Genomic DNA, 26,361 nt, shown 5'->3' with positions numbered 1-26,361 from the left:
ATACAGCGAACAAACATATGACTCTTGATAAATTCCCCGCAAATGGTAATCCGATTCAATATACGCAGGGCGATTTGATCCCCCTTCTACAAAGTATTCAGGAACGGGCTGGGTATTTGTCTCCTGAAAATGTATCAGAAGTAGCTCGCAAGCTGCATATTTCGGAAAATGAAGTGTATGGTGTGGCTTCATTCTATACACAATTCCGATTCAATGCTCCCGGCAGGCATTCCATAAAAATTTGTCTGGGCACTGCCTGCCACGTTCGCAGCGGCCAAAAATTGATGGAAGCCATTGAACGGGAATTACATATCAAACCGGGTGAAACCACCTCAGACGGTCTATTCGATCTGCAGCGGGTCGCCTGTCTGGGATGTTGTGCACTAGCACCGGTAATGCAGATTGATGACCAGATCTTTGGACGGGTAACGGCAACCCGGTTGAAACACATCTTGGAGAGCTATGCCTGATTTAGCGTTCCGTCGGAAATCGGCCATTGAAAATTGGGATCACCTTATTAATAATTCACAGCCGGTCATCTATTTCGGGATGGCATCCTGTGGTCAGGCAGCCGGAGCTGCTGAGGTGCGAAAAGCTGTAGAAGAAGCGCTGGACGAGAATTTTCTGTCTGCGCATCTGATAAATGTCGGGTGTATTGGTCCCTGTTATCTGGAGCCGATCATGGATGTTGCCATGCCTGGCTGGGCGCGAGTAAGTTATGCCCATATGACCCCGGCAAAAGCCAAAAAACTCGTAGTGGATGCATTAAAATCAGGAACGCCGCCCCTTGAAGATGCTGTAGGCGTCCTGGAGCCTGTTGAGAACCGTCAGACGGGCGGACTGCCCTCTTTCTTTGACCAGCCAATGTTAAAACCACAGGTCCGCATTATTCTCCGAAATTGTGGACTGATAGATCCTGAAGACCTTGATCATTACCTGGCGCATGATGGATATCAGGGTTTGCAAAATGCACTGAACATGCGGCCGGAAGAAGTGATCGAGCAAGTCCGTCTCTCTGGCCTGCGCGGACGCGGTGGAAGCGGCTTCCCCACAGCCAGGAAATGGGAATTATGCCGTGCCGCCCCCGGAGAAGACAAATACCTGGTCTGCAATGCAGATGAAGGCGATCCGGGTGCGTTTATGAATCGATCCCTCATTGAAGGCGATCCTCATTCCCTTCTGGAAGGGTTGCTGATCGCAGGTTATGCTATCGGTGCCTCTCACGGTGTCATATATACTCGGGCTGAATACCCGCTGGCTATTTCCCGTCTGCGAACGGCACTTGAGCAGATGCGTGAAAGTGGACTTCTGGGCAGTCATATTCTTGGTTCCAACTTCAATTTTGAAATCAAGATCAAAGAAGGCGCCGGAGCCTTTGTCTGCGGCGAAGAGACTGCCCTGTTTGCCTCCATCGAAGGCAGGCGTGGAATGCCGCGCTCTCGTCCACCCTTCCCGGCCATCAGCGGTCTCTACGGCAAACCCACTGTCAACAACAATGTTGAAACCATCAGCACTCTTCCGCATATTCTCCGGCAGGGAGCAGACTGGTATCACCAATATGGCACACCCAACAGCACCGGAACAAAGACTTTTTCCCTGGTTGGAAAAGTGCGCCGAACAGGTTTGATTGAAATCCCTCTTGGTATGACCCTTCGTCAGATCATCTTTGATATTGGCGGTGGAACAGAAAAACCATTCAAGGCCGTGCAGACCGGCGGACCATCGGGCGGATGTCTATCGGCAGAATACCTTGATTTGCCGGTTGACTACGAGAACCTGAAAAAAGCCGGTTCAATTATGGGATCCGGCGGACTGATCGTGATGGACCGTGACACCTGTGTGGTTGATTTGGCCCATTATTTCCTGGAATTCATTCAGAAAGAATCCTGCGGGAAGTGCGTCCCCTGCCGAATCGGTACCCGTCATCTCGTCGAAATTCTGGAACGAATCACCAAAGGTGAAGGACAGCAAGACGATCTGGATACATTGGAACACCTGGCAAAAACAATCTCACAGGGATCACTATGTGGACTTGGACAGTCAGCGCCAAACCCTGTGGTAACATCTCTGCGCTCCTTCCGGGATGAATATGAACAACATATCCAGCAAGGGTATTGCCCGGCTGGAGTGTGTAGAGATCTTTACCAGTATGAAATTTCACAGGATGCCTGCACCGGTTGCAGAGCCTGTGTGCGGGTTTGCCCTGTGGATGCCATCGAAGGGAAATTACACGAACCACACTCGATAGACAGCTCAAAGTGTATCCGCTGCCGGGCTTGCTATGAAACCTGCCGCTTTGATGCCATTGAAGGGAAACCGATCCAATGACCCCTTTACACATCACCCTCAACGGAACTCCCTGCCTGGCCAAACATGGACAAACCATTTTAAAAGCAGCCCAGGAAAACGGTGTGGATATTCCCACCCTGTGCGCATATAAAGACCTTCCTCCTTTCGGCGGCTGCCGTATGTGTGTGGTCGAAGTTGACGGCATGCGCGGTTTTCCCACCGCCTGCACCACTCCAGTAGAAGAGGGGATGGTCATTCGCACAGAAACACCGGCACTGCAATCATTGCGGTTGGAGACATTCAACCTGTTATTGAGCGAACATCCGTTAAGCTGCCTGGTTTGCCCGGAAAATGGAAATTGCACCGAATGCATGATCACCATTCGCAAAGGCGGCGTTACGACAGGTTGCAGCTCTTGCCCCAAGAATCAGCAATGTGAATTGCAGGTTCTGGCCAAACGGTTGGGCGTAGAAGATATTCATCTGCCGGTGAAATACCGATCCTATCCGGTGGAAAAATTTGATCCATTCTATGATCGTGATTACAACCTGTGTGTTCTTTGCGGACGGTGCGTACAGGTATGTGACAAATTACATTTTCTCAGCACCCTGACCTTTGTGGAACGCGGACCTCATGCCGGCGTCGGAACAGCCTTCGGCAGAAATCATGTGGATGCCGGATGCAGTTTCTGCGGTGCCTGCGTTGACCGTTGTCCTACCGGAACACTCACAGAAAAAGCCCGCAAGTGGGAAGGCGTGGCTGACAATGAAATTGAGACAACCTGCCCGTATTGCGCAGCCGGATGTTCCATCCGATTGCAGGTACGCAAGGGTATGGTCATCGGCAGCTTGCCCGGTGAAGACCCTGCGATAAATGCCGGTAATTTATGTGTTCACGGACGTTTCGGTGTTTCAGAGGTTGTTAACCATGTTACCCGGATGCAAAAACCCTGGCAGTGGATTGACAACCATAGATTTGAATCCTCCTGGGAGGAGATAATAGCACAGGCGGCAGGCAGGCTGTCCGCCTGTGCATCAGACAGGGTTGTAGTACAGGTTTCCACCAGTCTGCCAGACGAAGACCTGTATGTGGCGGGTAAATTTGCCCGTGAGGTGTTGCATGTCTCCAGTAATATGCCGGATGAGGTGAAGTACATATCCAGCCTGAGGCACCTGATAAACCAGGCTGGCACTTTTGAAAGCCTGCGTCAGGCAGATTGTGTCATTGGAGTAGGACTGGATACCCGCTATTCGCTGTCCTGGTTGGAATACGAATTTAAGATGCTCAAGAAAAATGGCACCTTCCTGATTTCGATTAATACATCTCATCGTTCGCTTGAGCAATTTGTGGATGTATTTGTGAATGCCTCAGAAGAAGGTTTTGAGGGTGTGACGTCTGACTTATTGGAAACACTCAATAAAAAAGAAAAAGGGATCGGTCCAATTCATCAGGTAGTTGAGGCCTTAAGTAACAGTCAACACCCCATGATCATCGTCGGGGCTGATGGCATGGAAAATCCCCGGCTTGTTGACCTTATATCCAACCTGGCTCAAAAAACAAAAGCTGGTGTGATATGCCTGCCGCTGCAGGGCAATCTTTTCGGTGCTATACAGTCAGCCGCCTTTATTTCAGAAACAGAGACGCTAACACAGCCGGATGTTCTGTACTGCATCGGAGATACACCTGGAATGGATGCCGGCTTTACGATTTATCAGAATGCATTTGCATCCGAAAAAGATGGGATAAATATCGGCCTGCCATCAGCTGTGTTCACAGAACGCGAAGGCACCTTTACCAATGCCGAGCTGCGGCATAGACCTATTCACAAAGCTGTGGAACCACCCGGCATGGCGTTACCTGACTGGCAAATTATCACCGCCATTGCTAAAGGAATGGGCGCATCGGGGTTTGACTTCAACACTATTGAGGATATCCGTCAGGAAATGTCTGCCAACAGCAAGAATAACAGGTGGATGGAAGCAAAAAGCCCTTGTCTGGTGTTCACCGGCCAGGGTTCTAAAAATGATCCCATTTTTATGGGGAAACCGCTTTCTTCAAAAGTGGCTGGTTTGCGTGCCCTGCTTGATACTCTTCGTGCAAAGGCAGGTGGACAATGATCCCCGTTCTGGAACGCACCATGGTGGCCCCCAATATCCACAACCTGCGGCTGCAGGCTCCGGATGTCGCCAGATCTGCAAAACCCGGTCAGTTTGTCATCCTGCAGGCCGAAGAAGACGGCGAGCGCATCCCATTGACCATCTCTGATTGGGATGCCGAGAAGGGTGACATCACCGTCGTATTCATGCAGGTTGGTGCCACAACCGGCAAACTTGCCCTCCTTAAAGCCGGTGACTCTATTCCCACGGCAGCCGGTCCTCTGGGCAATCCAATGGAGCTGGGCAACTTTGGTACTGTCATTTGCGTCGGTGGATGTTATGGCATAGCCAGCATCTACCCGATCGCCCGGGCATTAAAAGAAATGAACAATCGGGTTATCTGTGTGGTGGAAGCCCGCAGCTCCTTCCTTTTCTACTGGCAGGAAAAACTACGAAAAACGTCAGATGAAATGATCTTTATCACCCGTGATGGTTCGCTTGGACGTCGCGGGCATATAAACAACCTGGGTTCCATCATCCCATCCATAAAAGGCGGAGTTGACCGGGTAATTATTAACGGTTGCAATTATGTGATGATGCGCGGCTGTGAAGAAACCCGCCCCCTGGGGATCAAGACGATCGTCAGTCTGAATACCTTGATGATCGATGGTACCGGTATGTGCGGTGTATGCCGTGTGACCGTCAATGGCAGCAACAAATTTGCCTGTGTTGACGGACCGCATTTTGACGGCCATGAAGTAAACTGGGATGAATTGTCCAGCCGTCGACAGGCTTATCTGCGCGAAGAAACGGTAACGCTTCGCACGAGCGCACCGGAAAAGGAGAGATAACCTGTGGAAAACTCTACCTCCCCGGCACCGAAAAAGATGAATCTTCAGCGGGTTGAAATGTCCAAACAGAAGCCCGAAGTACGCCGTCAGAATTTTGATGAGGTGGCCTTCGGCTACACACCAGAAGAAGCCATGGCCGAAGCCAGCCGCTGTCTGGATTGCAAGAAACCCGGCTGTGTGGGCAACTGTCCTGTTGAAGTCAATATCCCCGATTTTATTCGCTGCATAAAAGCCGGTGATTTTGCAGAAGGTATTCGCATTATCCGCCAGAAAAATTGTCTTCCAGCCGTGACCGGCCGTGTATGTCCGCAGGAGGAACAATGCGAAGGCGGCTGCGTTTTTGCCAAACGCGGCGGTCAGATTGCCATTGGCCGTCTTGAACGCTTCCTGGCCGACTGGGAAGCCAGTCAGGGAATAAATACAGGTTCGATAAAAAAGCCCCGACCGACCGGCCGAAAGGTGGCTGTGATTGGCGGCGGACCGGCTGGTTTGACTGTAGCCGGAGACCTGATTCAACTTGGCCACCAGGTGACTGTGTATGAAGCTCTTCATAAAGTAGGCGGAGTGCTGGTCTATGGCATACCCGAATTTCGGCTGCCGAAAAGAATCGTCCGCCGCGAAGTAGATTATCTGACCTCGCTGGGTGTAGAAATGGTCACCAGCTATGTGGTTGGCAAAACACGTACAGTTGACAGCCTGCTGGAAGAGTATGATGCCATCTTTGTGGGCAGCGGAGCCGGATTGCCCTGGTTTATGGAAATTCCCGGCAATAACTTGAACGGAGTTTATTCCGCCAACGAATACCTCACTCGTATGAACCTGATGAAAGGATACACTTTCCCCTCCGTCCAGACTCCCATCAAACAACACCATCGTGTTGCGGTCATCGGAGGCGGAAATGTAGCCATGGATTGTGCCCGGACAGCCCTGCGGCTGGGAGCGGAAGCGCATATCGTGTATCGACGTTCACGCCAGGAGCTGCCTGCCCGTCTGGAAGAAGTGGAAAATGCGGAGGAGGAAGGCGTGATCTTTGACTTCCTGACACTTCCGCTCGCCTGTCTCGGAAATGAGAATTCCTGGGTAACCGGTCTATCGTGCCAGAAAATGGAACTCGGCGAACCAGATGCTTCCGGACGACGGTCTCCAGTAGCCATTCCGGGTTCTGAATTTGTGATGCCTGTCGATGCCATCATTTACGCCATCGGAAACAGTCCCAATCCATTGATCCCGTCCACGACACCGGGTTTGGCGATCGGGCGAAAAGGCAACATAGAAGCCGAAGAAGCCACGGGGAAGACATCCAAAGCGCGGGTTTGGGCCGGTGGTGATGTAGTCACCGGTGCTGCCACAGTCATCCTGGCTATGGGTGCAGGCCGAAAGGCAGCACGCGCTATTCACCGCTATTTACAGACTCTGGAAGAAGAATAGTCTACTTATTCGTTCATTCCATTCAATTGAAACACCCGCTTGATGGTAAAAAATCGTTTTTTCGGGTTCATTGTAAAATGAATGATGTCCGCATGGTTGTGTTTGCCGGTCATCCACAACGCCTTCTGCGCCAGATACCATTTTAGCGGTGACTATGCTATATTAAACAACACCTTATGAACAATTCCATCTTCGAATCTACATTGTCCAACGGATTACAGGTGCGGTTAAAAGAAATTCATACCGCACCCATTATCAGCCACTGGGTATGGTATCGGGTTGGTTCCCGTAACGAAACCCCCGGATTGACCGGTATCAGCCACTGGGTGGAGCATATGCAGTTCAAGGGAACCCCCATGTTCCCGGCCAGTATTCTCGATAAAGCCATTTCACGCGATGGTGGATACTGGAACGCCTTTACCTATCTCGATTGGACCACTTTTTTCGAGACCCTGCCTGCCAGCAAAATTGAACTGGCGTTGAAACTCGAAGCGGATCGGATGGTTAACAGCCTGTATGATCCAGAAGAGGTTGAATCAGAGCGCACGGTCATCATTTCAGAACGTGAAGGCAGCGAAAACGAACCCATTTTCCGGCTCAGCGAAGCTGTCCAGGCCGCTGCGTTTGAGACCCATCCGTACCACACAGAGATCATTGGTAATATGGCTGATCTGAATACCATCCAACGAGACGACCTCTATGCGCATTATCAGGCGAACTACAGCCCAGGTAATGCCGTTCTTGCCATGGCTGGTGATTTTGATACCCGTGAAATGTTTGCTCTCATCCAGGAAATCTATGGCTCCATCCCGGCGAGAGACACACAACCCAAGAATATTACGCCTGAACCTCCAGCAACACATGAAAAACATGTAGATGTCTCCGGTCCCGGAGAAACAGAATATGTGCAATTGGCCTACCGTGCACCGGGCGCTGCAGATCCTGATTTCTTTACTTTTACAGTGCTGGATAGTCTGTTGACTGGCCCATCGGGGTTAAATATGTTCGGCGGCGGCGGAATATCCAACAAAACATCCCGTCTGTACCAGGCTGTGATTGATAAAGAACTGGCTGTTGCCATATCCGGCGGCTTGCAGGCTACGATCGATCCGTTCTTATATGAGATCATGCTGACTTTACGCAATGATCGTCCGTTTGAAAAAGCCTTATCAGTGATTGATGACGAAATCGACCGCCTTCTGGCTGAAAAAGTCTCGGAAGCAGAGATCGCCAGGGCGGTAAAACAGGCGCGGGCACTGTTTGCCTATGGCAGTGAAAACATCACCAACCAGGCTTTCTGGCTGGGTTATTCCGAAATGTTCGCGAATTACGCCTGGTTTGAGAAATACGTTACCCGGCTTGAGCAGGTCACCCCTGAAGCCTTGCAGAATTGTGCCCGAAAATACCTGAAACCAATTAACCGGGTGGTCGGTTTTTACCACGCAGAAGACAAACCGGGAGATCAATTATGACCCCGCCAAACATCACATCTCATCTCAATAGCCTGCCCGGACCTGACGATATATCAAGATTCGAACTTCGTAATGGTTTGGTGTTGCTTACCAGGCCAAATTTCAACAGTCAGTCGGTTGTTATAAACGGGTACATTCAATGCGGCAGCATGTATGATCCCCGGGAAAAACTGGGGCTGGCACATTTCACATCCATGTCATTGATGCGCGGTTCTACACGACGCGATTTTCAACAGACGTACGATGCCCTCGAAAGTGTGGGTGCCAGTCTGGGGTTCAGCTCCAGTGTGCACCATACCAGCTTTGGCGGACGCTGCCTGTCAGAAGATTTGCCGCTTCTACTGGAAATTCTCTCTGATTCCCTGCGCACACCGGTTTTCCCCGATGACCAGATTGAACGCCTGCGTACCCAGCTTTTAACTGGATTGGCCATTCGGTCTCAGGACACGGAAGAAATGGCTTCTCTGACCTTTGATGAAACCCTGTTTGCCAACCATCCCTATGGACTGCCTGAAGATGGCTATGTTGAAACAATCTCTCAAATCACCCCAGAAGATATCCGTACCTTCCAAAAAACTGCGTATCATCCGGTCGGTATGGTGCTGGTGGTAGTGGGAGCCATTGATCCGAAAGCCTGCTTTGATATGGTGTGCCGGGTGTTTGATTCCTGGAGTGTAGAGAATACACTTCCATTGAAATTATTCCCAACTGTGATGCCATTGACCAAGAAAGTGACCCGTCACATCACCATTCCGGGAAAAAGCCAGACAGATATCATCATCGGTACTCTCGGCCCCAAACGGAATGTACCAGAATATATGGCAGCTTCCCTGGGTAATAGCATCCTCGGACAATTTGGAATGATGGGACGCATTGGAGATGTTGTTCGTGAAAAATCCGGCCTGGCTTACCATGCCAGTGCCAGTTTGAATTCCTGGATCGAAGCCGGATCGTGGGAAGTATCTGCCGGCGTTAACCCGGCCAACCTCAAACGAACTGTTGACCTGGTCATCCAGGAGTTAAAACGTTTCACCAGCGAACTGGTGACGGCGGAAGAACTGGCTGATAGCCAGGCAAATTTCACAGGTCGTCTTCCTCTGTCATTGGAATCCAATGGCGGTGTAGCCGGTGCACTTTTGAATATTGAACGATTTCAGCTTGGATTGGATTACTACCGCCGTTATGCAGATATTGTCAATTCGGTTACACCAGAATTGATTCTTGAAACTGCCCGGCAGTATATCCACCCGGATAAAGTGGCGGTTATTAGTGCCGGACCGGAGAAATGAACCATGCCCCGGTTGATTTTGCGAACCGGAATAGACATGTTGGATATTTCGCGGTTGGAGGAAATCGATCCCAAGATTCGTGATCGATTTATGCGCCGTGTCTACCTTCCAGCCGAATTGGAAAGCGCGGACGGGTCGTTTGCTTCTCTGGCAGGTATTTTTTGTGTGAAAGAAGCTGTCTCTAAAGCTTTGGGTTGCGGAATTGGTGAAATAAGCTGGCAAGATATCGAGACAGTTGCAGATAGTAAAGGAGCTCCCCGCGTTGTCCTGCATGGGAATGCCGCCCATCTGGCTGACATGCTCGGCCTCACCACCTGGGCTGTCAGTATCACACACACAAGACAAACCGCCGCAGCCGCCGTGACCGCCGTGGGAATGGATACAGAGTGAAGGTCCTATCCGTCAGCGACATCGAATTGAGTTTAATTTACAGTCCTCAAATTGTGGAACGGTTTGGTGATGTCGATATTATTATCAGTTGCGGTGATCTTCCGTATTACTATCTCGAATATATGATCAGTATGTTGAACAAACCCTTGTTCTTCGTTCGGGGTAACCATGCTCCTGTAGTTGAATACGGATCTGAATGGGAAAGGCGTTTTCCTCTCGGCGGGAAAAATATACACAGAAGGACATTAACGACTCATAATGGGGCGCTTTTGGCTGGATTGGAAGGATGCCTGCGTTATAACAGGGGTCCATATCAGTATTCCCAGCGGCAAATGTGGCTCAATGTCTTTCGTTTGGTTCCCGGCCTCTTCTGGAATCGATTGCATTACGGCCGGTATCTGGATTATTTTGTGACCCATGCCCCTCCATGGGGTATACATGACGCAGAAGATCTACCTCACAGGGGCATCAAAGCTTTTCACTGGTTTGACCGGGTCTTTCAGCCTGCTTATCATCTTCATGGGCATGTTCATCTGTACAGGCAGGATGCCATAAAATTAACGTTCTTCGGCAAAACAAAAATAATAAACACATACGGGTATCAGATTACCGAACTTCCCTCAAATTTGTTTAACAAACGGAGTAACGGATGACAGATTCACGCCAACACATGCCATCCAATTTTGTACAACAAGCCCAGGCAGACTTCGATTCAGCCCACCGGAAAAGTAATTTTCGGCAAATGCTTGCCGCCCTCACGCACCAATCCAACCAGTTACTGCCTTATGATCAGGTTTTACGGTTGCTGCCTGTCTCAGGTCAGCATTACGTTGGAATGCGGCAGGTGCCAATAGATGCCATCGTCGGCAGTGTAGGCCGGTTTCAAGATTTTGACAGGGCTTTTCTTCCTAGAGGAAAAGCCACCCGCGGCCGGTGGGAGAGTATTGACCGTGCCCACCTGATGGATATTGACCTTCCAGCGATAGAAGTCTATAAACTCGGTGAGGTTTATTTTGTCAAAGATGGAAACCATCGAGTTTCGGTTGCCCGGGAGCGCGGTCAGGCGTTTATCGACGCCGTGGTCATTGAAATCAATACCCCTATTCCTATTACCCCGGATACAGATTTGCTCGATCTGATCGGCCAGCGGGAGAAAATTAGATTTTTCAAGAAGACTCGGATTAAAGAACTGCGCCCGGATTCAAATGTGGAATTAAGCATTCCTGAGATGTATTCCAAACTTCTGGAACACATCCAAACCCACGGCTGGTTTCTCGGTGAAGAACGGCATGCCTGTGTTTCATTTGAAGAAGCCACCACATCCTGGTATGACAATATTTACCTTCCCATGATCAATATTATCCGTGGTCAACAAATACTCAACGGGTTCCCGGACAGAACAGAAGCCGACCTGTATTTATGGATTATGGAGCACCGCTGGTTCCTGATGAAAGACCAGAATTCTGACATTTCTCTGGAAGATGCTGCCAGGGATTTTTTCAATACATTTGCAGAAAATCCTGTGAAACGGTTCATCCACAGGATTTCACAGATTTTGTTCTTATCCAAACGAAAAAAGGACTAAGCGGCCAGCGGCACCATGCCATCGCGTACACCCAGCCACAGATGGCCGGGTTGAACTTGCTGATCAGGCAATACAACAATATCATGTGTCTTGATCTGTGCACCGCCCAGCGTATCAGGGTGAACATAGCATAGTTCGGGATATTGCCCGTATTTGTATTGATAATAAGCAGCCGCCTGCGCTATTTGCGAAAGAAGGTCGCTTTTTGGATTGCTGTCGTACCAGAGCATACCGGTGCTCATGTGTTCCTCCAGAAGCCTGACTTCAATGTTGCGTTGTCGTAATAGATGCAAGGAATGAGCCAAAATTGATTTCCGGGTATGCTGTATAATTATTCCCTATTCAGCAAACAGAAAACATCATCCCCCACTTTGAAAAAATAACAGGAGGCAAGATGATCAAGGAGACGATTACTGAAACTGATCAACGGATGAAAAGCACCATTCAGGCTCTGGAAGAAGACCTGTCTGCCATTCGCACAGGACGCGCTTCACCAGCCCTGGTAGAACATCTCGCGGTGGATTATTACGGCGCTCCGACTCCGCTTATGCAGCTGGCGTCGATCAGCGTTCCTGAACCTCGAGTGTTGATGATCCGTCCATTTGATCCATCTACTCTGAAAACCATTGAAAAAGCCATTCTGGCCAGTGAACTCGGATTAACGCCCAATAATGATGGGAAAGTGATTCGTCTGAATCTGCCGGTGTTAACCGAGCAACGACGTAAAGAATTGGTCAAAATGGTTCACACTCGACTGGAAGAAGCCCGTGTTTCCGCTCGCAATATTCGGCGGGATGTCATGAAAGATTTGAAAGAATTTGAAAAAGAAAAATTGATTTCTGAAGATGACCTGAAACATGGTGAAGAGGAACTTCAGAAACTGACGGAAAAAATCATCGAATCGATTGATGCGGTCGGGATAAAGAAAGAAAAGGAGATCATGGAGGTGTAATCCTCCCCGCCTATGGCTGACGATACAACACTTACCGGATTGCCTGAACATATGCCCAATCATGTTGCCATCATCATGGATGGCAACGGACGTTGGGCAAAATCTCGTGGCTTGCCCCGCCTTGCCGGTCACAAAGCTGGAACGGAAAACCTGCGGCGGGTAATCCGCAGCTTTGTGGAATTTGGTATTAAATATTTAACGATATACGCCTTTTCCACAGAGAACTGGGGGCGTCCGGCAGATGAAGTTACCGGTTTAATGAATATCATTAAAGAGGTAATTGAAAAAGAACTGGATGAATTGAACAAAGAAGGTGTTCAATTACGGCATATCGGGCATCTTGATGGTCTTGAACCGGATTTGCAAGAAAAAGTATTGAATGCTGTTGAGCTCACCCGTAACAATGACCGTCTGATCTTGAATATTGCTTTTAACTATGGCGGCCGGGATGAAATTATTTGTGCCATCAAGAAGATGATGGAAGATGGCGTGAAGCCAGATCAGGTTTCGCCCGAACTCTTCAATACCTATCTTTTCACCAAAGGAGTTCCTGATCCTGATCTGATCATCAGAACAAGCGGTGAAATGCGTATCAGCAATTTCCTGCTCTGGCAGGGCGCCTATTCCGAGTGGTATTCCACACCCACATACTGGCCTGATTTTGATAAAGAGGAACTCCGTAAAGCTGTATACGCCTATAGCAGCCGTGACAGACGTTTCGGCAAAGTGTCATCCACCTGAACTTTTTCCCTCTCCGATGCTAAAAGAACGGCTGCTCGTCCTCATTCCCCTCATTCCTGCTGCAGTGGCATTGGTCGTTGCTGGCGGGTGGTTGTTCACCATCGCCGTCATCCTGATGCTCGCATTGGCCGGTTGGGAATACTGGCGAATGTTCACCCGCGGTGGATACCGGCCTTCCGCTTTTATCCTGGTTGCCGGCCCAGCCAGTCTGGCCGTTTTGCGGTATTTCTATAAATTTGAATTTGTGGATATCTGGCTGGTTGTCGTTCTCTTTATCACCCTGGCCATCCACTTATTCGAGTATGAAGCCGGCAGTCAGACATCCGCCCTGGATTTTGGAATCAGTCTGGGTGGGGCTCTCTATCTGGGCTGGCTGGGTGCCTATTTCATCTCAATTCGGAATATTCCACACGGCGAATGGTGGCTGCTTCTGGTATTGCCTTCCATTTGGATTGCCGACGGCGGTGCCTATGCGATAGGAAGGCATCTGGGATTTCATAAAATATCCCGGCGTGCCAGCCCGAACAAGAGCTGGGAAGGGTATATCGGCGGCCTGGTCACGGCGGCCATCTGCTGCCCGTTGATTGCTATGATGTGGCAGTTGCGTGCCCCGGAGATAACGCCCATAAAAGGGTTGGTATTAGGAGTCATCTTAAGCCTGGTTTGTATTCTTGGTGACCTGGGCGAGAGTATGTTCAAGCGGTATTTCAACATTAAAGATTCATCGAATCTGATCCCTGGTCACGGAGGAATCTTTGATCGAATTGATTCATGGCTCTGGGCGGTCCCGATCGGGTATTATCTGACCCAATTCTGGAAATAAAACAACAAAAGCCGGCGAAAAATCGCCGGCTCTGTTTTGTCCCAGATTCCTGTCTTTACTTGATTTGATACGTTATCGACACATCTACAGAAAGTACCAGTTGACCGGCGGAAACCGGTGTCTGGGCTGACGCCATTCCGCTTCCCCCGCCGCCAACAGCATACATTTCCTTTGCCATTGGGGTCGATACCTGGGATGTTGAAATATACTGTACATCGCCCAGGGTGACATCTGATGCCTTTGCCAGTTCTTCCGCCTGTTTACGGGCATTGTCAATCGCAAGTTCACGGGCTTTGCTTAAGGCAGTTTCTTTATCCACCACATCAAAAGTAATACCATTGATACTGTTGGCTCCAGACCGGACGACAGCATCCAGTATCTCTCCCAACTTCTTCAGGTCACGCACCGTCACATAGACGGTATTATCAACCATGTAAATTGTCCCGGTGACTTTTCCCGTCATTTGCTCATATTGCTGCTGTGGATAGATATTAAAGCTGGTTGTCTGGATATCTTTTTCTTCCACTTCGAGCTTTTTCAGGGCATCTGAAACGGCCTTCGCCTGTTCATTATTTTGATTCAAGGCAGTCGTCACATTTTCAGACTGGCTATGGACGCCAATATAGATATAAGCCACATCAGGTACAAGAAAAACCTGACCGGATCCGGTCACACTCATGGTGCGTATGGGGGAAGAGTCATCACCACTGGCTGCCTTTTTTTCAACCGCCGTAGCTTCAGGCTGAGAAGTAGTGGAGGCCAGCGTAACAGGAACGGTGGGAATGGCTGCAGGAGAACAGGCAGCCAGAAGGGTAAATAACAATATCGTGCTCATAACAATTAATAAAACTTTTTTCATTTTTCCTCCATAGGGATAAGTATTCCAGTCAGTATGACGTTTTCCCTGCCTGATTTGTTCCATTTTACCTATAGCGTGGTGGAGTATTCAACAACCTGTATCGCCCCAATAGGCAATTCGACGGAGATTTCAATGGCCGGTGCACCTGACTTATAGGCGGGAGATTTATAAAATCCATTTTCACGAACATATTTCGAGGGAACAGTTAGCGCACCAATGGCTTTTTCTGCCGTAATCTTTACCGGAGCTCCTGCTGGAACATGGATACTGATCTGACCGGTGGCGCCGGAGATACGATAACGAGAATCCCTGGTTTCTGACACATAAATCACTGAACGCCCGGCAGCAGTCTCACAAACCAGCTCTTTGACGTTCAAATCTCGTAAATCGAGGTTATTCTCACCCATCGCGATTTTGGATTTCAAGATCAATAGCGGCTTTGGATTGACGGCAATTTCCCATGCCAAGTTTTGCACCGGCCGCGAGGTTCCCGGGAATAGGGTCTTGTTATCTTCCAGATCTATTTCGGTTGAATCCGCATTTTGCTGGATGACCGGCTCAACAGTCTCGTTCTTTAGTAAATTCAATCGGGCTTTTACCAGTGAGTCACTTTTGCTGCCTGATTTAACTTTAATGCTTCCTGCCGTTCGATCAAGGTTGAGAATAAGGCTGGATTCCTGCCGGTAATTCTGATTGAATTCCTGAGTCTTTACAGAACCCGGGAGTGAAAAATCTGCCACCCAGACAAGGCCGGCAATCAGCAAAAATGCGATAAATAATCCAATTAACGATCGGGCAACCGTTCGATGTCCTACGATGATGTCCAATCCCATCCCGATTAATATCAACGGCCAGGCTTTGGTCAATAATTCCCAGGCCGAGATTTCTATATACCCCAGATTTCCGGCCAAAAGCACCCCGCCAAAACCAATGATCAAAACCGAGGCGGTGATTCCATTCCCGCGAATCAGACCGTCGAGACCGGCTGCCATTAAAAGAACAGGCCAGTACAATTCAACAAATCCCCAGAATCCACCGGGTAAGTAACCAAAGTTGGATAAAAGTAGAAGCACACCAGAAGTGAGCAAAAGCAACGGGAAGAAAATCCCTCTTCGTTTTCGGTAATTTCTTTCGTTGGATGAATTCTCGTCCATTATTTTTCTCCACGTAAGGCGCGGATTACGAATATTGCGCCAATGATTATCAACACCAGTGCCCAGATGACGCCCCGGTTTGCCCAGTAAAACCATTCAGGGCGGATTTCTTTAACCAGGTAAAACAAACCCAGTGCCACCAATACGCCTCCGAAAATTTTGAGGGCATCCATGTTCGGTTTGCTGGTAGCCTGGATGAAATCATCCCTCATCTGACCGGCTCGCATAGACCAATCTGTCTGAATGCCGGGTGTTTCCATGGAAGATGGCATGACTACCCACAACACCAGGTAAATCAACACGCCCATTCCTGTCCAGATTCCCAGAAAGAGGAAAATAATCCGGACTAGAGTGACATCCAAACCGATCCACTGAGCCAAACCGGCGCATACTCCGGCCAATACTCTTCCATTTTCAGGTCGAACCAAACGACTTTGCATTGTCTTTCTCCTATCAATGATGACGAATTGCACGTAAAGTTAAAACCACGCCGGCAATGATCATGGCTGCTGGTAATACCAGCGTAGCCAACCGGGACGCGGATGAAATAAAAAGGAAACCCATAACCAGCAAGATTCCAGCCGGTATCCACGGCCAGGCCATGCGTAATGCGCCGCCCGGTAGTAATGCCACCAGGGCAAACGTCAGACCAAGACCGATAAAGAACACACCGGCTGTTTCGAGGCCATTGGCGGAATTCAACAGGGTCATTGATGCCAGTGTGAGCATTACTCCTGCAGGGATGATGGCCCACCAGTTGGATGGAATCCGCAAAAACACCAGCCAGAATCCCAGGGATATGCCCGCCAGCACTACAGGTCCTCCCAACCGGGCATCCAAGCCAGGTGCCACCCAGGGAAGAGCAGCAGTAATTCCAACGGAAAGCAATACACAACCGGGAATGGCCGCCCACCAGTTTCCGCGGGAAGTCACAAAATAATACAGGAAGATCAATCCGCCTCCGGCCATCAAAGCCGGCCAGATGAGTTCATTGATTGAAAAATACCCCAGATTGGAAAACAGCGTTCCAATACCAATTGCCAGAAAAAAAAGACCAATTAGAAATTTGCGATTCATATCTGCCTCAGTGAACGATAACTTTCCCAACACCAGCTTCTACAGTTATATCAATTGTATTGGCGGCCGTCGAATAATCTGGGCTGCAAAAAATGCCGCCTGTTTTGGGGAACCGTTGTTCATCAATGCCAGATGTCTCCAACATGGCACCGTCAATCTTGATCCTTGCTGCTACATTGGAGGGCACATGGAGTTCCAGAGTGGCAGATCCAAAATTGAAATGACAGGTTGTCTTCCCGGCCTGTTCTGGGAGGAAAACCTCTGTCCCATTTCCGCCGAAATCCATGTTCAGATCTGTGATGATGAGGTCATGCAAATCAAGGCTGGTTTTACTGGCCCCTGTTTTGATATCCAGAGCATAAGCGATCTGTTTGTTTAACATCACATCCCAGCTAAACCCATTAGATGAAGCCATGGAAGGGAATCCCCACCATTCCATTTCAGGCACACTTAATCGTATGTTTGTCTCAGAACCGGAACCATCAATTTTTTCCTCAACGCCGCCGGCAAATGTACCTTCCAGCAGGTTATTACCGGCAGATAATGAACCAATGGAAATCTTTCCGGCGCCATGCCGGAACTTGATCTGTGCTGCCGTTGAACCATTGGCAGGCAGACTAAGTGTACGCGTTTCAACAACCTGCCGAAACATTAACGGTCCTAACAGAAACCAGAGTCCAATCAGGATTAATACGCCCGGGAAAAACAAGGATAACGCGCTGATCGGCAGAAAACCCAGATTATCGAGCAGAAATAAGATACCCCCCATGAGTAAAAGCAACCCCCATAATAAGCCACCTTTTCGCATACCTGTCCTCCTTGGACTGATTACAACTGATTTTCATTGCATCCGTTGTACAACCTGTGTCAATATTGTTGACAGAATTGGCCTCTATTGTATAATTAGCCAAAGAAATTGAGAATTCTAATGATCCTATTCATTCAAAGACCACTTATTTGCTTGTGTACCGGGCGGAGATAATTCAGCCGCCCCGGTTATTATTTCTTATTTGATAATTCGACCAACTAAATAACCAGGCCTCTGTTGTATCTCCGCATATTACATATACGCAGCAGATATATCTTTCGTTGTATTATTTTCAGATTTAGCAGAGGTTTACATGAATATCGCATCCGATGTTACCGGATTAATAGGCAATACTCCCCTTGTTCGCATTAATCGCCTGGCCGAAGGTTCAAAGGCCACAATTGCAGCAAAACTTGAGTTTTTTAATCCCGCTCACAGTGTGAAAGATCGCATTGGTTTTGCCATGATCGATGCGGCGGAAAAAGCCGGCTTATTAAAAAAAGACTCAATTATTATTGAACCCACCAGTGGGAATACAGGTATTGCCCTGGCCATGGTAGGAGCCGCCAGGGGATATAAAGTCACATTAGTGATGCCAGAGACCATGAGCAAAGAGCGCCGTATGTTATTGAAAGCCTACGGAGCAGACTTGATCCTGACTCCTGGAACGGAAGGCATGGGCGGCGCCATTAAAAAAGCGGAAGAGCTGGCCGCTTCTGATCCTCGGTACTTTTTACCCCAGCAATTTAAGAATCCGGCCAATCCAGAAATTCACCGCAAGACCACGGCAGAAGAAATCTGGCGGGATACAGATGGTCAGGTTGACTTTGTTGTCGCCGGGGTCGGTTCTGGAGGAACCATTACCGGCATTGGTGAAGTGATAAAAGCACGTAAACCATCCTTCAAAGCCATTGCCGTAGAACCCGATGCCTCTCCGGTGCTTTCTGGCGGGACAAAAGGACCCCATCCTTTACAGGGTATTGGTGCCGGTTTTGTTCCAGAGGTATTGAATACAAAAATTTTTGACGAGATTATCCGGGTAACCGGAGAGGATGCATTTGCCACAGCCCGGGCGGCAGCCAGATTGGAAGGATTACTGGTTGGCATTTCATCCGGTGCTGCCCTGTGGGCAGCCATTCAAGTCGCCCGGCGTGATGAGAATGCCGGAAAACTTATTGTCGCCATCATTCCATCATTCGGTGAACGTTACCTGAGCACTCCGTTGTATGCCGATCTGGTTGAATAAGGAGACGGATATGTTCAGAACCATCCGAAACGATATTCAAGCCGTATTTGACCGCGATCCGGCGGCGCACTCCACTCTGGAAGTCCTTCTAGCGTATCCGGGCTTGCATGCCCTGTGGGGATACCGAATTTCCCACTGGTTTTGGACCCACCGGATGTTGCTGATTGGTCGGTTGATTTCGCATTTTGTCCGACATTCGACCGGTATTGAAATTCACCCTGCAGCCGTGATCGGTGAAGGCTTCTTCATCGACCACGGCATGGGGGTCGTCATTGGAGAGACCACTGAGATCGGGAAAAATGTGACCCTGTATCACGGAGTAACCCTGGGAGGAGTCAGCCTGGAAAAAGGCAAGCGCCATCCTACACTGCAGGATGGTGTGGTTGTGGGTGCCGGAGCTAAAATCCTTGGCGCCATCACCATTGGTGAAGGCAGCCGGATTGGCGCGAATGCGGTTGTAGTCAAATCTGTGCCGCCCGATTCGGTAGTTGTGGGTGTTCCGGGACAGATCGTGAAGCGCAGCAAACCACGCGAAGCCGCACCGGATCTGCACCATGATCTACTGCCTGATACCATCGGGGCATCTGTAACCTATATTCTGGAACGTCTCGAAAAAGTCGAATCCAATCTACACATTCATGTGAACGGAAATGGGAACGGGCATCTCCCTCTATATAAGGATGATGCCCGTCTAGAGTTGTTTCTGACACCACAGGCCCCGGAAAAAGGTCTTTGGCATGGGGAAGATTTTATGATCTAGAGAGAATCAATTGGTGGATCAAGAGGGTCATAATCTTCCGGTGTTTCTTTTTTCTTGCGCCGTATTCCACTGACTATCATTAATCCGAGGCCAAGCACACACACCATTACAAGCCCGATCCCGAGGCTGCGGCGGTCAATTTTTTGCAGCCCGGATGCGCCTTCAAAAAGTGGCCGCTGGGTGGGAGTGTTTGTTTGCGTTGGAGTGGGTGTGATTGTGGGAGTCTGTGTAATGGTAGGTGTGGCAGTATCAGGTTCTGGGGTGGGTGTTTCTGATAATACAGGTGTAGAGGTATACGGTCCATGAATCCGCAATTTTTGACCGATACTTAATACAGATCCAGAAGACAACCCATTCATCTGGATAATGTCATTGACTTTGATTCCGTAGGCTATGGCAATGCTCCAATACGCCTGCCCCTGCGCGACCTCGTGTATCAATGATCCATCTGGCATTAATGTAGCCGTTATAACCGGAACAACCCGCTGTGCAGCAGATGCCGTACTGGCCTGATTCTGGTTGGCCGCTGCCGAAGTTGGATTATATGTGGTGGTATTACTGTTGCCTGATCCACCCGACGTGTATGCCACATCAATGACAAAATAACGATACCCATTGGCAGCCGAAGCAATGCCCCCGCCAATTGACCGATAACTGGCAGTATTGAAAGGTAAAAGGTGAAGTTCATCGCCCTGCCACCAGGTGACAACCTCAGATACGGAAAAATTACCACACATGATGTTTTCCGTACCCCAGACGGTGGAACCTCCGCCATAACCCGCATTGACCATACGCTGCTTGGCATTGGTTCCTCCAGCCCCGGTGTGTGAACACGACCCGGTGCTGGCCATATACTCGGCATGCGCCTGAGCAGATGCCATGAGTGCCCCATCGATTTCCAATGCAGACAGCCCATTACCGGTACGGACGGCATTTACCTGGGCGATCATGTCGTAGACATTCCCCGAATCTGCGCTGACTGTGACCGGTGGGATCATCAGGCATACAGTAATAAATAAATATGTGAGGATTTTTCGCATTTTTTCTTTCACACGCACATTATACCCTTACGGTTTCAAGGATTATTCCCCGCCGTATTAAAAAGATGTAAGCTTTTTGCCGTTTCAGGCGATTAAATGTAAACTGTTTTTTCTGTGGATACCAGATTCAATATTGGATCAATATAAAAGTGGTACATTTATAGAAGATTAAAAAACTACGTATTAAAAAGGATAGGGTCATGAATCCTGGCGAAGGACAACTTCCATCAGGGAAAAGCGAACATCACCACAAAGCAGAAGAAATGCCGCCTGCAAAGATTGCCATTGTAACAGTCAGTGATACCCGCACCCCGGAAACCGATGTGAACGGCAAATACTTGAAACAGCAGATCAAACATGCTGAATTTGTTCTGGCCGCCTACCATATCGTGCCAGATGAACCTGTGGAAATTGAGAAAATCCTGGATACATTAGCACAATCTGATGCCCAGGTGATCCTTTTTAATGGAGGAACCGGCATATCAAAACGCGATACCACATATGATGTGATATCGCGTAAATTGGAAAAAGTGATGCCAGGGTTCGGTGAGATATTCCGTCTGCTCAGCTTTGAACAGGTGGGAGCTGCCGCCATGTTTTCTCGTGCAACAGCCGGGGTATTTCGCGGCAAAGCGATTATCTCAACACCCGGTTCTCCCGCAGCCGTCCAACTGGCCTGGGAACGGCTGATTGCCCCCGAGATGCAACATCTCGCCTGGGAAATCACCCGCTGATTCGCGCAAGAATATACCTGTCTACGTGAGTCTGTGCCCGGGCTCGCGCCCCATAGCCTCTGCCGCTACAAGAAAATCTGTGGCTGAGATCATACCGACCAGAGACCCTTTCTCATCTATGACCGGCAGGTGATGAATATGTTTTTGCTTCATGATCTGGGCACATTCCTGAATCGGTAAATCAGTTTTTACAGACAGAATGGGGGACGTCATAATCTCGCGAACTCGTACCGTTGAGGGATTCTGGTTCAATGCAATAATCTTGTCATTGATATCGGTGGATGTCAAAATTCCATATTCCGGGTTGGTTTTCGTCTTTTGCACGATCAGGCTGTGAATATAACGGCGTCTCATGATCGCAAGCGCATCACTGACGGAACTTTCGGGATCAACGTACACAATGAGATCGACCATCCAATCACGTACTTTGAATTCCATTGCCGTTTCTCCTTTCCAGATTCTTTGCATATAGTTAGTGTATTCAGTATAGCAAAACACCTGCAGCCTTTACTATCGTAGTAAAAAAAAGAAAACAGCCCATTAAAAATCTCAAAGAAAGTCCCATTAACGTAGCGTGGTATATGACATCCATAGCGGCTTGAAAGGGAAAATTCCCGAAAAGCAGCCAATCCAACAGGAGAAGAAAATGGAGAAAAACTATAAGAGTATGAATGCAATAAAGGTTGGGATATATTCGGCATGGTTGCTGGCGATATTTGCGTTACTTACTTTTATACTGGCATTAATCGCTGTTCCACCTTCTGGTCCATATTGCCCCGGCAATTGCATGAATTATCCTTATCCTGATATTCTCACCTATTTCCCGCGGGATTACTACTGGATGTATCTGGTTGTTATCCAACTATGTTTGTTTTTGATTCTGATGATCGCAAATCACTTCAATGCACCTGTTGAGAAGAAAATATACACGCTCATCAGTGTTGCTTTTGCCATCATTTCGACCACAATCCTTCTGGCAGATTATTTTCTTCAATTCTCCGTTATTCCAATCAGTGTTATGAAAGACCAGACGGATGGAATTGCATTACTCACACAATACAACGGTCATGGAATTTTCATTGCACTTGAAGAACTGGGTTATTCCATGATGAGTATTGCGTTTTTATTCTTATCACCTGCTTATACTATGAAAAATCGATTGGAAAAGGTTCTCCATTGGGTCTTATTATTGCCGTTTATTTTAAATACATTCGCATTCATCTATTATTCAGTTCAATTTGGGCTTGATCGAGATTATCGTTTCGAGGTTGCTACATTATCCATAAACTGGCTGGCATCCATAATTTCAGGAATCTTGCTGGGCATTTTCTACAGAAGAAAAATTAAGGAGATTGAAGAAGCGGCATAACAAACAGACAAATCCACCGTTTTATGGCCAATAGACTTTACATTGATTGAATTGATGAGACGAGAACATCGGTCGATGAGACATAAACAGAAAAGGCTGGCCTATTGAATCCAGCCTCCATCCAGCTAGTCCGAACCCGTCAATGGTATTTTCAGCCTGCCTTTAAATACTCCAGTTCCAGGTATTGATCTGGGGAATAAGGTTATGTGCCGTTAAATCCAGTTGGATGGGCGTGACAGAAATGTATCCTTTAGCCAACTCACCGAAATCGGTACCAGCTTCCTTCACACCTGTCGGGGCATCACCACCGATCCAGTAATACGGCCGACCTCGTGGGTCTTCCCTCTTGACCAGCTCATCCCTATAGATACGCAGTCCCTGTCGGGTGATGGCAAAACCTTTCATTTGATCCAGCGGAAGATAGGGAACGTTGACATTCAATAAAATATGCTCATCAACCGGATTCTGTGCCAGCTTTTCCAGCACCATCCGACCGGCAGCAGCCGAAGCGGAATAATCCAGGGGTCCACGGTGATATTCCGGTGCATCGAGCGAAACAGCCACAGACGGAATACCCCAGATAGCGCCTTCCATAGCCGCCGTCACCGTGCCGCTGTATGTCAGATCATGACCGAGGTTGGCATTCGGGTTAATGCCAGAGACAACGAAATCGATCTTTTCCGACAGCAACCCCAGCACAGCCAGGGCAATACAATCTGACGGCGCGCCATCGCAAGCCCGGGCAGGTATGCCGTTTTCTAACTCAATTTCTTTTACACGCAGCGGCCGGTGCAGTGTCTTCACATGTCCCGAAGCAGACCAGTTGTGATCTGGCGCCACAATACTCACAGTCCCCAATTTCATCAGTTCTTTTGCCAGAGCCAGTAAACCCGGAGCGTATACACCATCATCATTGGTAACAACAATGTGCATGAGGAAATCCTCCACTAAATAAATTTTCCACGTATTTTTTCATGGCGCACCGGTTATGGGATGCCGGTTTTCAATCAGAATCAATCATGATCATTCGATTGAACCATATCAACTATTTCCCTGACCGTACGTTCCAGTTCATCATATACACGGTGTTGACCGGTTTTCTTATAGGCCTCCACGAGAGCCTGGTAATACCAGAGAGTGCCGTCCTTTTTTCCGCCTTTGAACCGTTCCCAGATTTCTTCACCCATCACTCGGTAATCAGCCAGAATGGATCGAGCATTATACAATTTATCACAGGCAGAAACCAGCAGCACAGACGGTGAGGCTGTGGCGATGTGGGCAATATAGGCTTCTTTTCGTTCCCGCCAGGGTGGTTTCGGGATGGTGTCACTGTCTGTACATCCATCAACAATCTGGGCAATGGTCGCACCGTATTTATCGGCAATCATTTCACGGGTACGTTGACCGCCTTGATCTTCCACAGCATCATGAAGCAAAGCTGCAATGGCTTCATCTTCGGTTCCACCATATTCCAGAACCAGACTGGCCACACCTAATAAATGGGCAACAAAGGGTACCCCTGAACCTTTCCGGCTCTGGTTGGCATGAAGGTCTGTTGCCCGCCAGAGGGCATCTTTAAATCGCTCGGAGAGTATCATACCTTTGATTATAGTGGAACTGATTATTCCAGGTTTGACCGAACCAGGATGCTTACAGATAAAATCCCCAGAACAAAAAAGACCGTGAACATGACAACAAAAAAGAAAAGTCCCTGTTGAAGATAATACCCGAAAGCCTGAATGACGGCGTAAATATAAAATCCGAGCGCAAATAAAGCAATACGCTCTGCGTTTTGTTTCATCTTAATAATACGAAATCCTCCTAAAATCATTAAACTGCCTGTACATAACTCGGCAGAGATATGCGCCATTGTCGTCCAGGGAGCGCTGCCTAATTCAGGAACTTTTCCGGTCAATAGGAAGAAAAGCCACATTCCAATCATCAATACACCGGATATCACCATAAATATTCCAATGAACTTTTTCAATCGGTGTTCTCCATACGTAAGGTGCAGGCTGCTTTATGTCAATGCCTGTTATAAAACAATTCTATCGAAACCTGACGTTCCGATTTTATTCATTCAGAACTACTCTTGCCTTTATACGTACCCGTAATGCCTCACGGGAAAATGTAACCAAAGGGTAATCGTTGCCTCATAATTGATGTTACCGAGATAAAGTACATAATTGGTGAACCTTCTGATCTATGGACTTACGAAGAGTAACTGGATTTAGCTGAACATACAAATTGGTGAGGTTGGCTTTGATCTGGAAGGGGATCAGATCAGAACCGAGAACTCGTTGGTAGGGAGTAGCCGCTTTGTCATAGAGTTTGATAATTCGACCATCAACATACTCCTTGGAGATAAGCTTAAGCACTGGTTGAAAGAAATTGAAATAGAGACTGAGATCAGAGTAAATACTCTGCAGAAGATTATATCCAGAGAGAGTATCAAAGCGGTCATAACCGACCAGATGACGTACCACAGACCAATTCTTCTGTTCGACATGAGCCTGATCATTCTTGCGATAAGGGCGAGAGCGTGTAAAAGTGATCTTTTCAAATTGGCAGTATTGGAACAACATCTCATTGATGAATTCGCTGCCATTATCTGAATCAAGCCCCAATAGATCAAACGGGAGGCGTTCTTGCATGGCCACAATAGCCTCCAGAACCGTCTGTCGGCTACGCGGGAAGACTGCCTGGCACTCGGTCCACCCCGTGCAAATATCCACGCAGGTCAATGTATTTACGAATTGACCTGCGGCTGTATCTCCACAGTGAGCTACAAGGTCAATTTCCATGAACCCCGGTCTTTCCTCATTCCAGGGGGTATAGGTACGTACCGGAATTGATTTTTTAAGGAGTGTACCTGGTTTTGTGGTGCTTAGCCCATGAGGACGCACGTCATATCTTGAACTCAAACACCGGTCTATGCTGGACCGGCTCATTTGCAGCAGTAACTTTTTTGTCTCTGGCGATATGTGGATTTCGTTATTCCGTTCAAGTACCTTTACGATTTCTGGCAAAAATGGCTTTAGACGCTTCGAACAAATCTGACCACATATTTCCCAGATATACTCCAGGGCCGTGACCACCTCGCCTTGATAGATTCTCCGTGGCCCCGGTTTCTTTTTGGCTCTTGGTTTTCCCGTCCTACCCAATACTCGTATCGCATACTTACGATGATATCCCGTGATGGCGACTAATTCATCCAGTATTCTTGCTTTTTCTGTTTTGTTCCCTTTTTGATAGCGGGGTCGGATGGTTTCTACTAATTCTCGCTTGCTTTGTTGACTCATCATAGCTCCCTCGGCAGCTCTCTATTCTCTGCCCAAGGTAACATCTATTGTGAGGCAACGTTTCTCCTAAAGTTACTTTTAATTTGAGGCAATGCG

29 protein-coding genes are annotated in these 26,361 nt (G+C 48.3%); 17 read left to right on the top strand and 12 right to left on the bottom strand.

Annotated elements, in window-relative coordinates:
* The first annotated feature begins 17 nt into the window (after positions 1 to 17).
* From nuoE to LTAR_RS04140, 10 genes are all read left to right on the top strand, one after another.
* Positions 18 to 470: an NADH-quinone oxidoreductase subunit NuoE gene (gene nuoE / locus LTAR_RS04185; RefSeq protein ID WP_062420916.1), complete on the top strand. Its 453-nt coding sequence runs from the start codon at positions 18 to 20 to the stop codon at positions 468 to 470.
* The gene (locus LTAR_RS04180; protein WP_062420915.1) at positions 463 to 2,328 is read left to right on the top strand and encodes an NADH-quinone oxidoreductase subunit NuoF; all 1,866 of its coding nucleotides are present in this window, start codon (positions 463 to 465) and stop codon (positions 2,326 to 2,328) included. Before nuoE ends, LTAR_RS04180 begins: the two co-directional genes overlap by 8 nt.
* The gene (locus tag LTAR_RS04175) at positions 2,325 to 4,406 is read left to right on the top strand and encodes a 2Fe-2S iron-sulfur cluster-binding protein (RefSeq protein WP_062420914.1); all 2,082 of its coding nucleotides are present in this window, start codon (positions 2,325 to 2,327) and stop codon (positions 4,404 to 4,406) included. The genes LTAR_RS04180 and LTAR_RS04175 overlap by 4 nt, the downstream gene beginning before the upstream one ends.
* Entirely contained in the window at positions 4,403 to 5,236 is an 834-nt protein-coding gene (locus tag LTAR_RS04170; protein WP_062420913.1) for a sulfide/dihydroorotate dehydrogenase-like FAD/NAD-binding protein, read from the top strand. Before LTAR_RS04175 ends, LTAR_RS04170 begins: the two co-directional genes overlap by 4 nt.
* Before the next feature lie 36 nt (positions 5,237 to 5,272).
* Positions 5,273 to 6,664: an NADPH-dependent glutamate synthase gene (gltA, locus tag LTAR_RS04165; protein WP_062421492.1), complete on the top strand. Its 1,392-nt coding sequence runs from the start codon at positions 5,273 to 5,275 to the stop codon at positions 6,662 to 6,664.
* A gap of 176 nt (positions 6,665 to 6,840) precedes the next feature.
* Positions 6,841 to 8,136, top strand: a complete 1,296-nt coding sequence (locus tag LTAR_RS04160; RefSeq protein WP_062420912.1) for a M16 family metallopeptidase — start codon at positions 6,841 to 6,843, stop codon at positions 8,134 to 8,136.
* Positions 8,133 to 9,425, top strand: a complete 1,293-nt coding sequence (locus tag LTAR_RS04155; protein WP_062420911.1) for a M16 family metallopeptidase — start codon at positions 8,133 to 8,135, stop codon at positions 9,423 to 9,425. The genes LTAR_RS04160 and LTAR_RS04155 overlap by 4 nt, the downstream gene beginning before the upstream one ends.
* Before the next feature lie 3 nt (positions 9,426 to 9,428).
* On the top strand, positions 9,429 to 9,815 hold the full coding sequence (acpS, locus tag LTAR_RS04150; protein WP_236686573.1) for a holo-ACP synthase: 387 nt from the start codon (positions 9,429 to 9,431) through the stop codon (positions 9,813 to 9,815).
* Positions 9,812 to 10,468, top strand: a complete 657-nt coding sequence (locus LTAR_RS04145; protein ID WP_062420910.1) for a metallophosphoesterase — start codon at positions 9,812 to 9,814, stop codon at positions 10,466 to 10,468. Before acpS ends, LTAR_RS04145 begins: the two co-directional genes overlap by 4 nt.
* Positions 10,465 to 11,400 carry a DUF4032 domain-containing protein gene (locus tag LTAR_RS04140; RefSeq protein ID WP_081419796.1) on the top strand — a complete coding sequence of 312 codons (936 nt, stop codon included), beginning with the start codon at positions 10,465 to 10,467 and terminating at the stop codon, positions 11,398 to 11,400. Before LTAR_RS04145 ends, LTAR_RS04140 begins: the two co-directional genes overlap by 4 nt.
* Here LTAR_RS04140 and LTAR_RS04135 read toward each other — a convergent pair.
* Positions 11,397 to 11,642: a hypothetical protein gene (locus LTAR_RS04135; RefSeq protein ID WP_062420909.1), complete on the bottom strand. Its 246-nt coding sequence runs from the start codon at positions 11,640 to 11,642 to the stop codon at positions 11,397 to 11,399. The genes LTAR_RS04140 and LTAR_RS04135 overlap by 4 nt on opposite strands.
* A gap of 152 nt (positions 11,643 to 11,794) precedes the next feature.
* Between LTAR_RS04135 and frr the strand changes: the two genes are divergently transcribed.
* From frr to LTAR_RS04120, 3 genes are read left to right on the top strand one after another with little or no spacing between them, the layout of a single operon-like run.
* Positions 11,795 to 12,352: a ribosome recycling factor gene (gene frr / locus LTAR_RS04130; protein ID WP_062420908.1), complete on the top strand. Its 558-nt coding sequence runs from the start codon at positions 11,795 to 11,797 to the stop codon at positions 12,350 to 12,352.
* Positions 12,353 to 12,364: 12 nt separating this feature from the next.
* A complete protein-coding gene (gene uppS, locus LTAR_RS04125; protein WP_062420907.1) occupies positions 12,365 to 13,093 on the top strand; it encodes an undecaprenyl pyrophosphate synthase in 729 nt (242 codons plus the stop codon).
* Entirely contained in the window at positions 13,059 to 13,916 is an 858-nt protein-coding gene (locus LTAR_RS04120; protein WP_152967650.1) for a phosphatidate cytidylyltransferase, read from the top strand. The genes uppS and LTAR_RS04120 overlap by 35 nt, the downstream gene beginning before the upstream one ends.
* A 55-nt stretch (positions 13,917 to 13,971) precedes the next feature.
* On the opposite strand, the gene LTAR_RS04115 is transcribed toward LTAR_RS04120, so the two are convergent.
* From LTAR_RS04115 to LTAR_RS04095, 5 genes are all read right to left on the bottom strand, one after another.
* Complete coding sequence (locus LTAR_RS04115; protein WP_062420905.1) at positions 13,972 to 14,775, bottom strand: SIMPL domain-containing protein; 804 nt, start codon at positions 14,773 to 14,775, stop codon at positions 13,972 to 13,974.
* 68 nt (positions 14,776 to 14,843) lie between these two features.
* Entirely contained in the window at positions 14,844 to 15,929 is a 1,086-nt protein-coding gene (locus tag LTAR_RS04110; RefSeq protein ID WP_062420904.1) for a LiaF transmembrane domain-containing protein, read from the bottom strand.
* The gene (locus LTAR_RS04105) at positions 15,929 to 16,369 is read right to left on the bottom strand and encodes a PspC domain-containing protein (protein WP_062420903.1); all 441 of its coding nucleotides are present in this window, start codon (positions 16,367 to 16,369) and stop codon (positions 15,929 to 15,931) included. The genes LTAR_RS04110 and LTAR_RS04105 overlap by 1 nt, the downstream gene beginning before the upstream one ends.
* 13 nt (positions 16,370 to 16,382) lie before the next feature.
* Positions 16,383 to 17,006 carry a hypothetical protein gene (locus LTAR_RS04100; protein WP_062420902.1) on the bottom strand — a complete coding sequence of 208 codons (624 nt, stop codon included), beginning with the start codon at positions 17,004 to 17,006 and terminating at the stop codon, positions 16,383 to 16,385.
* A gap of 7 nt (positions 17,007 to 17,013) precedes the next feature.
* Complete coding sequence (locus tag LTAR_RS04095) at positions 17,014 to 17,814, bottom strand: toast rack family protein (protein ID WP_062420901.1); 801 nt, start codon at positions 17,812 to 17,814, stop codon at positions 17,014 to 17,016.
* Between the two features lie 313 nt (positions 17,815 to 18,127).
* On the opposite strand from LTAR_RS04095, the gene cysK reads away from it, so the two are divergent.
* Entirely contained in the window at positions 18,128 to 19,060 is a 933-nt protein-coding gene (gene cysK / locus LTAR_RS04090) for a cysteine synthase A (RefSeq protein WP_062420900.1), read from the top strand.
* 10 nt (positions 19,061 to 19,070) lie between these two features.
* Complete coding sequence (gene cysE / locus LTAR_RS04085) at positions 19,071 to 19,820, top strand: serine O-acetyltransferase (RefSeq protein WP_062420899.1); 750 nt, start codon at positions 19,071 to 19,073, stop codon at positions 19,818 to 19,820.
* On the opposite strand, the gene LTAR_RS04080 is transcribed toward cysE, so the two are convergent.
* Positions 19,817 to 20,860: a CAP domain-containing protein gene (locus LTAR_RS04080; RefSeq protein WP_139044409.1), complete on the bottom strand. Its 1,044-nt coding sequence runs from the start codon at positions 20,858 to 20,860 to the stop codon at positions 19,817 to 19,819. The genes cysE and LTAR_RS04080 overlap by 4 nt on opposite strands.
* A 200-nt stretch (positions 20,861 to 21,060) precedes the next feature.
* Between LTAR_RS04080 and LTAR_RS04075 the strand changes: the two genes are divergently transcribed.
* On the top strand, positions 21,061 to 21,594 hold the full coding sequence (locus tag LTAR_RS04075) for a MogA/MoaB family molybdenum cofactor biosynthesis protein (protein ID WP_201775935.1): 534 nt from the start codon (positions 21,061 to 21,063) through the stop codon (positions 21,592 to 21,594).
* Between the two features lie 21 nt (positions 21,595 to 21,615).
* Here LTAR_RS04075 and LTAR_RS04070 read toward each other — a convergent pair whose 3' ends face one another.
* A complete protein-coding gene (locus tag LTAR_RS04070; protein WP_062420897.1) occupies positions 21,616 to 22,032 on the bottom strand; it encodes a CBS domain-containing protein in 417 nt (138 codons plus the stop codon).
* 208 nt (positions 22,033 to 22,240) lie between these two features.
* Between LTAR_RS04070 and LTAR_RS04065 the strand changes: the two genes are divergently transcribed.
* Positions 22,241 to 22,963, top strand: coding sequence for a hypothetical protein (locus LTAR_RS04065; protein ID WP_062420896.1), 723 nt, complete (start codon positions 22,241 to 22,243; stop codon positions 22,961 to 22,963).
* A 162-nt stretch (positions 22,964 to 23,125) separates the two neighbouring features.
* On the opposite strand, the gene surE is transcribed toward LTAR_RS04065, so the two are convergent.
* The 4 genes from surE to LTAR_RS04045 form a co-directional block, all read right to left on the bottom strand.
* A complete protein-coding gene (surE, locus tag LTAR_RS04060; RefSeq protein ID WP_062420895.1) occupies positions 23,126 to 23,896 on the bottom strand; it encodes a 5'/3'-nucleotidase SurE in 771 nt (256 codons plus the stop codon).
* Between the two features lie 80 nt (positions 23,897 to 23,976).
* Positions 23,977 to 24,558 (bottom strand): HD domain-containing protein, encoded by a 582-nt coding sequence (locus LTAR_RS04055; protein WP_062421488.1) that lies wholly within the window; start codon positions 24,556 to 24,558, stop codon positions 23,977 to 23,979.
* Between the two features lie 26 nt (positions 24,559 to 24,584).
* Complete coding sequence (locus LTAR_RS04050; RefSeq protein WP_062420894.1) at positions 24,585 to 24,950, bottom strand: DUF8058 family membrane protein; 366 nt, start codon at positions 24,948 to 24,950, stop codon at positions 24,585 to 24,587.
* 178 nt (positions 24,951 to 25,128) lie between these two features.
* Positions 25,129 to 26,268, bottom strand: a complete 1,140-nt coding sequence (locus LTAR_RS04045) for an integrase catalytic domain-containing protein (protein ID WP_081419793.1) — start codon at positions 26,266 to 26,268, stop codon at positions 25,129 to 25,131.
* Positions 26,269 to 26,361: the final 93 nt, after the last annotated feature.

This window comes from Leptolinea tardivitalis, assembly GCF_001050275.1.
GTDB lineage: Bacteria > Chloroflexota > Anaerolineae > Anaerolineales > Anaerolineaceae > Leptolinea > Leptolinea tardivitalis.
Note: the sequence above shows the minus strand (reverse complement) of the source record. Positions and strands in the feature narration are given on the sequence as shown.